An 11,652-nucleotide genomic window follows, 5' to 3' on the forward strand; every position below is an offset into this window, starting at 1 on the left:
GACCCGCGCTCCCTTCGAGAACGATTGAAGATAAGCGGGAACGCCGACGTGGGCAGTGTCTTCCTCGACGTCGTTCCTGATGATGACGCCGATGTAGAGCACGTACAGGCCGACCAGAATCAGCGTGTCACCGATACCGATTCCGCTTCCGAGCGGGATGAAAAACGCGTACACCGTCGCCGCGAGCAGGAACGTTATTTCGAGGGAGATGTTGCGATCTATTTTGACGGCATCGGTGAGCGACCCTGGCCGCTGGACGACCGACGAGTCACCGGACCGTGTTGCGCGGTAGATGGTGTAGAGCGCGATTCCGGACCACCCGAGACCGATGAGGATTCGGTTCGCGCCGGTCATGTTGGCGACGGCGAGGTTGGCGTCGTGACAAGCTTGTGCGAGCGTTCCCGGTTCGGCGCTGGCTATCGCGCCCCCCGAAAGCTGACCGCAGGCCTGTGCCGTCGCCCCGTTCGCCCCCGCGTTCCACGCGTAGTAGGCGTCGACGGCGTACTCGGGTGCGACGGCGAGAATCGCCAAAATCGCGATTGCGAACGCCCGCGGAACGTCCTTTTCGGCCGTTTCGGCACCCCACGCCAGCATGAACGAAGCGCCGACGATGGCGAGACCGGTCATCCCGACGACAATGACGGTCGAAAGACCGGATACCTCCTGAAGAATACCCGTGACGAGCCACGGCAGAGTCAGGGCAAACACGGCACTGATCGCGAGAAGCGGCTGTTTCTTCATACTGTCTGTAATTCCACCCGTGGTCTAAAAACACGTGATAACTCCAATGACGCCGATTTGTGGCGATAGAAGTGCTGAAACGACGATACACTCGTTTTCGAGGTTATTCCCGAATTCGGGCGATAGATGGGTTCTGTGTGGAGATAACGGGTAATAACGCGATAGCGAGCTGTATGGGGTTCGTTCGCCGCCGCCTTCAGCCCCGCCCGCCCCGTAACCGATGTCGTCTAAACATCATGTGTCTGAAACAGTCTGAGAAGTGATCATCAGTTTCGCACGAAGGCGACCTTTTTATTGGTGGTCGAACATACGCCGGATATGCCAAGTGAACCCCAATTTGAGGTGTACGAGGACAGCGCGGGCGAGTGGCGCTGGCGCCTCGTCGTCGCGAACCGGAACATCATCGCGGACAGCGGCGAGGGATACTCGTCGAAACAGGGTGCCAAGCGAGGTATCGAGAGCGTCAAAAACAACGCGCCCGTCGCGCGAGTCGTGGAAAAGTGATATCCGACTTCGTGCCGTAATTCCCGTTCTCGGGCGGGATTTTCGTGTATTTTTCGCCGCTAACGGTCGCGCGTTGGTGCCGTTCGCAATGGGTGAGAATTCCAACAACTGTTATGCTCGTCGCTAGCCGAGTGCTAGTGAGCGTGAGTCACAATGACCCTATCCGGAGCCCATCGTGGGCACGGCGGCGGAAGGCGGCCTTGGATTCGATACCCCCGGTCGAACGGACGGTTGAGGACGGAACTCTCCGCGTCACGCGACGGTTTCGCGGCCTCACAATCGAACAGGCCATGGGATATCTCGAACATCTCGGCGGCGAACGGCGTGGCGAGACCGAAATCAAGGGGGACGGATGGCAGGCTCGCCTCTCGGCTCGGCGGGTACCCGTGGGACCGTCATACCGACTGACGGAAGTGACGATCACGTGGACTGGACGGGAGGACGTTCTCGAGCCCATCATTCTCCAGTTTCGACTCAAGGCGTTCCGCGCGCCGGGCTGAGCGGTCCGCCCAGTGGTCGCCCATCGGTTCGGGTCCTGTGACTCCGGCGGATTCGGGGACCACGTTCGACTACTGAACCAACACCCTCATTCGAACACTCGCACAACACCTACCCAATGCGCCGCCGAACGTTCCTCCGAACTGGCACGGCACTTGCAGGGGGGTCCCTCCTCACCGGCTGTCTTGACTCGCTCGGATTCGAAAAACAATCCGCGTGGCGTGACCCGCCGAGAGTGAAAAACCGTCCCGCCGCGGTCTATCATCCCGCGTACATGGAAGGCATGAAGATGTACGGGATGGGAACCGATGGAGACCTCCGCTTCGCGCTAATGTACTCGTACCCGCATCGGTTCTGGAACGTCACCGGCCAATCGAACTCCAAGGTCGTCGTGCAACCGGACGACACGCTCCACATGATGGTCTCAATGTGGGACGCGAAAACGGAGACGACCGTCCCGGCGGACGTTCAACTCACTATCAAAAAAGGCGGGAAGACAGTCGACAAACGGGCACCGTGGCCGATGCTTTCGCAGAATATGGGGTTTCATTACGGGGACAACGTTTCACTCGACGGCGACGGCTCGTACAGCGCGACTGTCAGGGTCGGGTCGGTCGGCGTGCACCGAACCGGGTCGCTCGCGTCCCGACTGTCGGACGGCGCGTCGGCGACCATCGATTTCGAATTCGACACGGACCAGATATACGACGTCGAGTATCGGGAGTTCGACGAAAAGCAGGGGAGCCGCGATGCCCTCGACCCGATGGCGATGAGGGTCCCGGTCGGTCGAGCGCCCGCACCGGCATCGCTGCCGGGAACGCTCGTCGGGACGAAATCGTCCGGCGACGCGAAGTTCGTCGTGACCGTCATTGAGGGGGACAATCGCTTCGCCGACGACGGGAAATCGTATCTCGCGGTGTCGCCGAGAACGCCGTACAACCGCATCGTGTTGCCGCGGATGTCCCTCTCGATGGAACTCCTGCGAAACGGGACGACGGTATCGAAGGGGACGCTCACCCCCGCCCTCGACGCGGCCCTCGATACCCACTACGGTGCTCCCGTCGGGGACGTGCGGTCAGGCGACACGCTTCGTATTTCGGTCGATTCGCCGCCGCAACTCGCCCGGCACGACGGGTACGAGACGGCGTTCATGGAGATGCCGCCGATGGAGTTCACGGTCTGATCACGACACAAACGCCGGACTCGCCGTCGGAAGCGAGACGAGCCACAGGCTGATAATCGTGTAGCCGATCATCACGAGGATGAACGGGTACTGGCTCCGAATCGCTTGCAGTCGGCTCGGAAACGTCGCGTACGCTTGCGAGTGGGCGACCCAGACGGCGAGCAGGTGACCGACCAGGACGAACCCGATGACGAGGCCGCCGAACCACTCCGGGAGGGTCAGGACGACCGGATTCGCCGGGGGAGAGAGTGGCGAGACGACCGCGGGGATGAGCGACGGGAGGAGCGAGACGAAGAACCCGAAGTAGTGTGCGAGGTGGTAGCCGACGGCGATGGCGAGCAGTGGCGGTGCGAAGCGGAGGGCGATGGTCCGGGGCGGAAGGTAGGTTTCTCCCGTCCGTCGGGTGACGCGGGATGCGAACCGGAAGGCACCGAGGAAGAGGGCGTACCCGAGAACGAAGAGTAGCGCGTAGACCACGAGCGGGGGAACGCCCGTATCGACGACGGCTGTGATGAACGACACACCGGTCGATGTCGTGACGAACCCGCTGAACGTGAGTTCCCAGATAAGCGCGACGATGAAGGCGATATCGGCGGTGGTCGCGACGGCCCCGGACTCGCGGAGGTCGAATCCGGGCGGGCGGAGCGTCACGCCGTCCGCGGACCAGCGGAGCGGGGCGACTTGCCCGTAGAAGTGAAACGTGACCGACACCGGGTCGGCGTTCGAAAACCACGACTCGGGGGTGTAGACGATCGCCCCGACGAGTGTGATGACTGTGTACGCGCAAATCGCCGTTGCGAGCATGGCCGGAACCTTGTTGACCGGCATGACCGTTTCGAGCCACACCAGCAGCAACAGCCCGCCGACCGCGGGCCACCGGCCGACGCGGGATGGATACGTACGGCCGAGCGTGGGGAGTCGTCGCGCTATCGTCCGCCACGGGTTCAGCGCGGGCCACACGTTTCCGACGAGATAGACGACCATCGTCAGCCCCGCGCGGACGCCCCCGAACACGAGGATGATGGCGACGTTCACGGTCGGGATTTGCGGCCCGACGAAGCCGCGGTAGATGACGATTGCGAGCCCCGCGACGCCGAGGAGTTGCGCGAGATAAAGAGCGCCTCGCCGAATCGGGGCCCACATCGGGACGGCTTTTTGCCAGTCGTGCATCGACCGGATGAACGAACGGTCGGTGACGACGCTCGCCAAGATGGCCGACGCACCGATCACCGCACCGCCGGTCGCCAAGTACAACCACTGTGGGACCGCAATCGTTCGACTCGACGCGTCCGAAAGCGCGACTGCCGCGTTGCTCGCGGCAACCTCGTCGATGACCGCGATACTCAGGAGAAACCCGAGTACGGCGATTACGAGCGACCGGGAGAGCGCGTCGCGGGGAACGTCACTGGAGGACATCGAATAGAGGAGGTTCGGAACCGTCGCTGTTGTAGTTGTCGGATGCGGAGCACGGGCGATGCTCGTGGGACACATCCGTCCCCCATCGTGGTTGCCGACATCAAAACCCTCTCCACGGTCTGTCGCAAATATTTCCGTACGACCTGAATGAAACGTCTTCGAACCCTCCAAGAGTCCCCCGCAACGACCGTCATCTTCGCGAGCACCCTCGTCGCGGTGATGGGCGTCTCACTCATCAGCCCCGCCCTCCCCGCCGTGCAGGACGCGTGGAACATCACGGAGGCACAGGCGAGTCTGTTGCTCTCCGCGTTCACCCTTCCGGGGGTGTTTTTGACCGTCCCGATAGGGATGGTCGCGGACCGAATCGGTCGCAAACGAATCCTCATCCCGTCGCTCGTCGTCTTCGGTCTCAGCGGCTCCGCTATCGTCTTGCTCTCGAACTTCGAGACGATACTCGCTCTCCGAGCCATCCAAGGTGCCGCCAGCAGCGCCATCGCCACGCTCACCGTCACGCTGCTAGGCGACCTTTTTACGGGTGAGAAACGCCGAACGCTGATCGGGATGAACGCGGCGATTCTCGCGGTCGGTGCCGCGGGGTATCCGCTCCTCGGCGGGGGACTGGCGACCCTCTCGTGGATGGCACCGTTTGTCTGCTTCCTCCTCGGCGTCGTCGTCGCACTCCCAGGCATCGTCTTTCTCGAAGAACCGTCCGATACCGGAACGGACGCCGATACCAGCATCCACGAGTTCGTGACCGGTCCGACGTCGATGCGGCCCTATCTGGTCCTCTACATCGCGATATTCGGCATCTTCCTCCTCCTCTACGGTGCCCAACTCACCGTCGTGCCGTTCATCCTCGCCAACTCCTATCAGTACTCGTCGGGCGTTATCGGGCTCCTCCTCGGCTTACCCGCCGTGATGATGGGCCTGACGGCCATGCAGGGCGACCGGTTACTCCGGTCGTTTTCGAGTTTCCAGTCCATCGCGCTCGGTTTCACGAGTTACGGCATCGGTCTCGTCATGGTGTCGGTCGCGGATTCGGTCTACGTCGTCGCCGGAGCGCTTTTGCTATTCGGTTTGGGGCAAGGACTCGCCGAACCGATAACGGACACCGCGCTGAACGAACTCGCGCCGGACGAGTTCCGGGGGAGCATCATGAGCATTCGGACCACCGTCCTCCGCCTCGGAACCACCGTCGGTCCGCCGCTGTTCGTCGGGGTTGCCACGCTCGTCGGATATACGCAAACGCTGCTCGTCGGTGGATTCGCTGCCCTCCTCGTCGGCCTCGGCTGGTTGCTGGTCCGAAGCACACGGACGCGACCGGTCGCGCTTTCGGAACAATAGGCGACGTTAGCGAGTTCTCCTTTCCCGCGGGAGGAACGCGGCGGAAGCGGCCAGCGACGACCCCCCGGTATTTCGTGGCCACGTAACTACTGTAGCTGCATCTTGCTCGCGTGTTCGATTGCAACGTCGGCAATCTCGTCGATACTGGCGTTCGAGCGGTCCGCGAGTACTCGAAGTAACATTCCCAATTGGGCGACGGTCATCTCCTGTAGCTCCTCGTTTCCTTCGGTGTCGTTCCCGAAGAAGTACTGCTGTTCGCCATTTTCGTGAACGAGACCCACGTAGACAGATGTGAGTTCGTCTTCGGTAACCGCTTTCGCCGCTCGTTCCTGCAGCTCCTCGAACCGAGAGTCTTCCATCGTCCGAAGGACGTCCCGAGCTCCTGTTAAACTAACGCCACCGACCGTCGCTCGCTATTTTCACACCGCCTCACATCGTCATCCTTCGATTCCGACATCGTCCACCGCCGCTTCGACGACTGCCACGTCGTAGCCATCGACGGTTTCGTTTCCGACGACAAAGGTGGCATCGTTCGAGACGGTAAGCTCGACGGGTTCCCGACCGAAGTTCGTGACCCACACGTAGCCGTCCCTGGAACCGACCCGAACGCTGTCGGGGAGACGACTGGTGTGAGAAACGCCCGCAGCATCGAGCGTATCCGAGACGAGCGCGTCCGCGAGTTCGGTCTTCGGCCAGACGCCGCAGTACGAGACGGTACCGTCGCCGACGGCGTGTTCAGTCATCGCCGGACGCCCGTCGGCAACGCCGGAAGCGTGGGTCGCGGTGATGCGTGCGGCGTTCGGGGTTAGCCACTCGGCCCACGTCCGGTACTCGTAGGTTTCGCCCCCGTATTCGACCCGCGTCTCGAACTGTTCGGGCAAACTCTCGCGCTGGTCCACCGTCGCGCCCACTACGTCGGCGAGCGGCCCGGGCGCGGGAACGTCACGAAGCTTGTTCGAACGGTCTTTCACTCCCGTTCTGGCACCGAAAACGACGTGTCCGCCGCTTTCGGCGTACGAACGAAGGTGGGACGCTCGGTCCGCATCCGCGAGGTAGAACGCGGGTGCGAAAACGACGTTGTACTCTCCGAGGTCCGTGGTCGGGTGCACGATGTCGGCCTGAACCCCGTGGCGGCGAACCCCGCCGTAGTACGCGCGGAGATGCGCCCAGTACTCCCACTCCGGAGAGTGTGGCTGTATCTCCGTCGCCCAGAGGTTCTCGTAGTCGTGCAGCACGGCCACGGGCGCATCGACCGGGGCGAGGTCGAACAGCTCGTCGGCGGCTTCGGCGGCCTCGTCGTATCCCCTGTCGGGCGACCCGTCGGCTTTCCGGAGCCCTGCGTGGTACTGCTCTTGTCCCTCCAAGCACCGTCGCCATCGGAAGTAGAGGACGGCATCGGCACCGTGAGCAACGGCGTGGTGTGCCCACAGTCGCATCGCGCCGTCCGCCGGTTGTGGAGCGTGCGGCGGCCAGTTGACGTCCCCCGGTTGCTGTTCCATCACCCAGAACGGCGCTCGTTTCGCACCGCGGTAGATGTCGTGGTTCATCCCGACCTCGTCCGGGTCGCCCGCGCGGAGTTCGTTTCGTGTGGGCGTCCCCTGCCGTCGGTCCTGCACGAACCCGGTCGGGTAGGAGTCCCACCCGAGGAAATCGAGGTCGTCCGCCAGCGAGTAGGCGTCGAGCTGGGCGAAGTCGCCCATGAAGTTGTGGGTGACGAACCAGTCGTCGTTCGCCTCGCGGATGCAATCGACGTGCAGTCGGTTGTACTCGACGACGCTGTCGTTGGCGAATCGATAGTAGTCGAGCAACCGTGCGGGGTGCTGTTCCGCGGGCGTCGGACGCGGCGGCTCGACGGCCGCGAACCCGTCGTACTGCTGACTCCAGAAGGTCGTTCCCCACGCGTCGTTCAACCGGTCGATAGACTCGTATTTCGCACGGAGCCAGTCGCGGAAGGCGTCGGCGCAGTCGTCGCAGTAGCATCGAACAGTGTCGTGACACCCGTACTCGTTGTCGGTCTGCCACCCCGCGACGAACGGGTTGTCGGCGTAGCGCTCCGTGAACGCGCGAACGATGCGTTCGGTCTCTCGACGATAGGTCTCCGAGTTGAAACACGTAAACCGGCGGCTCCCCCACGAACGAGGGGTACCGTCGCGGTCCGCTTGTCGTATCTCCGGGTGCTCGTCGACGAGCCACTTCGGCGGCGTCGCCGTCGGCGTACAGAGGACGGCCTGCATGCCGTATTCGCCGACGAGTTCGACGGCCTCGTCGAGCCACTCGAAGTCGAACTCACCGCGCTGGGGCTCGACGCGCCCCACGAGAATTCGGCCATCCGAACGTATTCGATGTTCGCGTCCGCCATCTGTGCTACGTCTCGCTCCCATCGGGCACTCGGCCAGTGCTCCGGGAAGTAACAGACTCCTATCGTCATTGGTGTGTATCGTCGCTGCTGCGTTTCGTTCGGCTCACGATTCCTCGACGGTCACGGTGTTTCGCCCCGGGTCGAGACGGCAATGGGTAATCTCTCTGTCGTCGCCGCGCGACCAGCCCTCTGGGATGGTGAGGATGACCGACTGCGGTCGTGACGCGGAAAGCATCACGGAGAGAGTTCCTGTCTCGTCCCAGTCAACCGCCGTCACCTGTCCGGCGAGATTGCCGAGATGGCGCGCGCCGAGCAGCTGCGGCCGGTCACAGGCGGGGGCGATGTGGACGAGCAGACACCCGTGGGCCGCGACCTCGCGTTCGACTGGCCCGGTACCACGGTATTCGCACTCGAACGCGTCCCAGACGTGGGCATCCTGCAACCCGTACTCGGCGGGGTCGATACGCACCGACCGACCGTCGTCTGACCAGTTGAACGCGGCGACGGCGAGCGCGCCATCGACGGGACGCTCGCAGACGAGACGAGTGGGGACTTCCTGCTCGCCGACGCCGCGAACCCGCCCCGTTTCGACCGGGGGAGCGAACGCTCCACGAGGTCCCTGCCGACGCTCTCGATGTCGGCTACCCGGTCGCTGACGACGTTCGTCCCGCCGAGGAGCGCGACGAGCGTGGCGAACGACCGCCGTTCCGCGAGGCTGAGTTCGGTCGTCTCGCGGACGAGCTGACAGTCCGGGTCGTTCACCCAGAGTCGTCGGTGCGCCCACTGTCGGTTGAGGACATTTCGAATCGCGTTCTCGTGCGCTGGCTGGCTCGCCGGTGTGGCTCGCCAGTGCGGCGCGGTGTCGGGACCGACGCGCATCGCGTCGACGAGGCCGACGCTCTGTCCCTGCAGCGCGCCACAGCCCAGCAGGAATACGTCGTCTCCGACGGCCTCACGGATGGTCGCTATGCCACGGCGGTAGGCCTCCGCGCGGGTGACGTTCTCGTAGCGGTCGCCCGGGAGCGCAGCGGCGTAGAGGAAGTCGAGTTTGCAGTACTCGAATCCCCATTCGGAGGCGACCGTCTGAAACGTCTCGCGGAGCCACTCCTCGGCCTCGGGGTGGGTCGTATCGAGCGCGTACATCGGGCCGTGACGCGGCCCGGCGTTCACGGGGCCGTCGTCATCGGTTACGAGCCACTCGGGGTGCTCGATGGCGAGCGCCGAGTCCGACTGCACGTAGAACGGAGCCACCCACAAGCCGGGGGTGTGGCCCGCATCGCGGATGTCCGCGACGAGTTCCTCCATGTCGTCGAACCCGTCATCCAGCGTTCGCCAGTCGCCGAACGCGGTCTGGTAGCCGTCGTCGAGTTGAACGATATCGAGCGGCACATCCCATTCATCGAGGTCATCGAGCGTTTCGCGCACGTTGTCAGCCGTGACGTCGGTGAAGTAATGATACCACGAACACCATCCGGTCGGCACGTCGTCAGGCACGCGGGCGTCCATCTGTTCGGCGGTCGCCGTCGCCATGGCGGCGAGCCCGTCCCGAAGGTCGCGCGTGGCGTCGATTCGAAGGGGTGGCAGGGAAAATTCCTCGTCAGCTTCGACGGTCGCCCCATCGCCCGGACAGACGGCATCGAGCCGGTGAACGCCGGTCGCCCCGTGGTCGATATCGAACCGCGAGACGAACCGCGAGTGGCCGAGAAAACCCAACGTGAGCGCTCCGTCGTCGTTCACCAGCCCCGTCACACCGTGGGAGGTATCATTCGGAGCGACGAGGTCGCGCATCTGGGGTTCGTTCTCTTCGGGCGGAAATCGCTCGCCGACGGGGAGCGTCGCCGTCGGCGTCCACGATTGGTAGCCGTGGCGATACCATCGCGACTCGGACCCGTGTGTCGGTGTCGTCGCGTCAGTAAGCGGTCGAAGGTCGCCGAGAACGACTGCGTGGTCGCTCGGAGGCTGGAACGATATGCGAACGTCAACGTGATTGTCACCCGCGTCCAGTGCGACCGTCGTTTCCCATTCATCGTCGTGCGTGGCCCGAGCAGTCGCCCCCGTCGAGGTGGTGGTCGCCTCCGAACTCGCGGGCAGCGTCTCGCTCCCGACGTCGAGCTTGACCCGTCCGTCTACGAGTGTTTCACCGCCTCGCTCGACGGTGAGGCGGTGGTCGTCGGGTCGGTACTCGACGGTCGTCTGTCCCCCCGTCACTCCGAGCGTCATCCGTCCTCACCGTCCTCGCGTCGCTCGCGATAATCCGGCAACGAGTCGTCCTGCATGACGGCGGTGCGACCGCCGTCCACCAAGATGGACGCGCCCGTCACGAACGCGGCGTCGGAACTTGCGAGGAAGGAAACCACTCCGGCGACGTCCTCCGGATCGCCGATGCGCCCGACGGGATGGATGGATTCGAGATGGTCGCGGTACTCCTCGTCTATCTCCTCCATCGTGCGGTCGATGGCGACCCATCCGGGATTGACAGTGTTGACGCGAACGTCAGGACCGAAGTCGAGCGCCATCGAGCGCGTCATCCCATCGATACCGGCTTTCACCGCGTTGTACGGGAACATCGCAGGCATAGTCAGTCGCGCGTGATTCGAGGAGACGTTGACGATGCTCCCTTCGTCCATGTGTTCACGGGCGTATTTCGCACAGAGCCAGTACGAGCGGAAACCCGTCTCCACGACGAACGCCCAGTCGTCCATCGTCGCCTCGTCCGCCGCGGTGTTCGTCTCGACGCCCGCGTTGTTCACCAGCACGTCGAGACCGCCGTACTTCTCCGCGGTGGCTTCGACGAGCGCCGCGATGTCGTCGGGGTCGCGCATGTCCCCGCGGACGAACGTCGCGGTCCCGCCCGCCGCGTCGATTGCCGCGACGGTTTCCTCGCCGTCCGCTCGGGTTCGGCCGGTGACGACGACATTCGCGCCCTCGCGGGCGAACCGGTTTGCGATTTCCTCGCCGATACCGCGGGTCGACCCCGTGACGAGTACCGTCTCGCCCTCGAAGCGATGGACGCCATCGACGCCATCGACGGGGGTTCGTGACTCCTGCATCGTCACCACTCCGCGACGCTGCCGTCCTCGTGTCGCCAGACGGGGTTGTGCCAATCGACGTTCCCAGCCTTTGCTCGGACGTGCTTTTCGTCGATGTCGATGCCGAGTCCCGGTCCGTCCGGAAGGTCCACGTACCCGTCGCGGTACTCGAACACGGAAGCGTCGGCGAGGTAGTCGAGCACGTCGCTCGTCTCGTTGTAGTGGATGTCGAGGCTCTGCTCTTGGATGAGGGCGTTCGGCGAGACGGCGTCCACCTGAATGCACGACGCTAGCGCGATTGGCCCGAGCGGGCAGTGTGGTGCCATCGCCACGTCGTACGCCTCGGCCATGTCGGCTATCTTCTTCACTTCGGTGATACCTCCCGCGTGGCTCAAGTCCGGTTGGATGACGTCCACGCTCCCGTTCCGGAAGACCTCCTTGAAATCCCACCGACTGAACATGCGTTCGCCGGTGGCGATGGGAATGGTCGTGTGGCGCGCGATTTCGGGTAAGACGTCGTTGTGCTCCGGGAGAACCGGTTCCTCGATGAACATCGGTTCGTGGGTTTCGAGCGCCTT

10 protein-coding genes and 2 pseudogenes are annotated in these 11,652 nt (G+C 63.8%); 4 read left to right on the top strand and 8 right to left on the bottom strand.

The genetic code is table 11. The features are described from left to right. Positions 1 to 741: pseudogene (locus BG842_RS05945) on the bottom strand (sodium:calcium antiporter); the annotation flags it as partial. A 318-nt stretch (positions 742 to 1,059) separates the two neighbouring features. On the opposite strand from BG842_RS05945, the gene BG842_RS05950 reads away from it, so the two are divergent. The 3 genes from BG842_RS05950 (at position 1,060) to BG842_RS05960 (ending at position 2,926) form a co-directional block, all read left to right on the top strand. Further along, the gene (locus tag BG842_RS05950) at positions 1,060 to 1,245 is read left to right on the top strand and encodes an HVO_2922 family protein (RefSeq protein ID WP_007980995.1); all 186 of its coding nucleotides are present in this window, start codon (positions 1,060 to 1,062) and stop codon (positions 1,243 to 1,245) included. Between the two features lie 143 nt (positions 1,246 to 1,388). Continuing rightward, positions 1,389 to 1,745 (top strand): hypothetical protein, encoded by a 357-nt coding sequence (locus BG842_RS05955; protein WP_254662939.1) that lies wholly within the window; start codon positions 1,389 to 1,391, stop codon positions 1,743 to 1,745. A 116-nt stretch (positions 1,746 to 1,861) separates the two neighbouring features. Beyond that, positions 1,862 to 2,926 (top strand): iron transporter, encoded by a 1,065-nt coding sequence (locus BG842_RS05960; RefSeq protein WP_069450063.1) that lies wholly within the window; start codon positions 1,862 to 1,864, stop codon positions 2,924 to 2,926. Here the strand turns inward: BG842_RS05960 and BG842_RS05965 are convergent, their stop codons facing one another. After that, on the bottom strand, positions 2,927 to 4,342 hold the full coding sequence (locus BG842_RS05965; protein ID WP_069450064.1) for a hypothetical protein: 1,416 nt from the start codon (positions 4,340 to 4,342) through the stop codon (positions 2,927 to 2,929). Between the two features lie 147 nt (positions 4,343 to 4,489). Here BG842_RS05965 and BG842_RS05970 point away from each other — a divergent pair, with 147 nt between their 5' ends. Beyond that, positions 4,490 to 5,686: an MFS transporter gene (locus BG842_RS05970; protein ID WP_069450065.1), complete on the top strand. Its 1,197-nt coding sequence runs from the start codon at positions 4,490 to 4,492 to the stop codon at positions 5,684 to 5,686. Positions 5,687 to 5,772: 86 nt separating this feature from the next. On the opposite strand, the gene BG842_RS05975 is transcribed toward BG842_RS05970, so the two are convergent. The 6 genes and pseudogenes from BG842_RS05975 to dgoD all read right to left on the bottom strand — a co-directional run. Beyond that, positions 5,773 to 6,045: a hypothetical protein gene (locus BG842_RS05975; RefSeq protein ID WP_069450066.1), complete on the bottom strand. Its 273-nt coding sequence runs from the start codon at positions 6,043 to 6,045 to the stop codon at positions 5,773 to 5,775. 78 nt (positions 6,046 to 6,123) lie between these two features. Beyond that, a pseudogene (locus tag BG842_RS05980) lies at positions 6,124 to 8,114 on the bottom strand (beta-galactosidase). A 34-nt stretch (positions 8,115 to 8,148) separates the two neighbouring features. Next, a complete protein-coding gene (locus tag BG842_RS32445; protein ID WP_256388503.1) occupies positions 8,149 to 8,280 on the bottom strand; it encodes a hypothetical protein in 132 nt (43 codons plus the stop codon). A gap of 38 nt (positions 8,281 to 8,318) precedes the next feature. Continuing rightward, positions 8,319 to 10,265 carry a glycoside hydrolase family 36 protein gene (locus BG842_RS05985; protein WP_069450067.1) on the bottom strand — a complete coding sequence of 649 codons (1,947 nt, stop codon included), beginning with the start codon at positions 10,263 to 10,265 and terminating at the stop codon, positions 8,319 to 8,321. Continuing rightward, positions 10,262 to 11,095: an SDR family NAD(P)-dependent oxidoreductase gene (locus BG842_RS05990; RefSeq protein ID WP_069450068.1), complete on the bottom strand. Its 834-nt coding sequence runs from the start codon at positions 11,093 to 11,095 to the stop codon at positions 10,262 to 10,264. The genes BG842_RS05985 and BG842_RS05990 overlap by 4 nt, the downstream gene beginning before the upstream one ends. Positions 11,096 to 11,097: 2 nt before the next feature. Further along, a partial coding sequence (dgoD, locus tag BG842_RS05995; protein WP_083252448.1) for a galactonate dehydratase occupies positions 11,098 to 11,652 on the bottom strand: 555 nt, incomplete at its 5' end.

Source organism: Haladaptatus sp. W1, from assembly GCF_001723155.1.
GTDB lineage: Archaea > Halobacteriota > Halobacteria > Halobacteriales > Haladaptataceae > Haladaptatus > Haladaptatus paucihalophilus.

Excerpts from the sequence above, each read along its gene's own strand:
- BG842_RS05950 (WP_007980995.1), top strand. The coding sequence starts at position 1,060 with ATGCCAAGTGAACCCCAATTTGAGGTGTACGAGGACAGCGCGGGCGAG.
- BG842_RS05960 (WP_069450063.1), top strand. The coding sequence starts at position 1,862 with ATGCGCCGCCGAACGTTCCTCCGAACTGGCACGGCACTTGCAGGGGGG.
- BG842_RS05965 (WP_069450064.1), bottom strand. The coding sequence starts at position 4,342 with ATGTCCTCCAGTGACGTTCCCCGCGACGCGCTCTCCCGGTCGCTCGTA.
- BG842_RS05970 (WP_069450065.1), top strand. The coding sequence starts at position 4,490 with ATGAAACGTCTTCGAACCCTCCAAGAGTCCCCCGCAACGACCGTCATC.
- BG842_RS05975 (WP_069450066.1), bottom strand. The coding sequence starts at position 6,045 with ATGGAAGACTCTCGGTTCGAGGAGCTGCAGGAACGAGCGGCGAAAGCG.
- BG842_RS32445 (WP_256388503.1), bottom strand. The coding sequence starts at position 8,280 with ATGCTTTCCGCGTCACGACCGCAGTCGGTCATCCTCACCATCCCAGAG.
- BG842_RS05985 (WP_069450067.1), bottom strand. The coding sequence starts at position 10,265 with ATGACGCTCGGAGTGACGGGGGGACAGACGACCGTCGAGTACCGACCC.
- BG842_RS05990 (WP_069450068.1), bottom strand. The coding sequence starts at position 11,095 with ATGCAGGAGTCACGAACCCCCGTCGATGGCGTCGATGGCGTCCATCGC.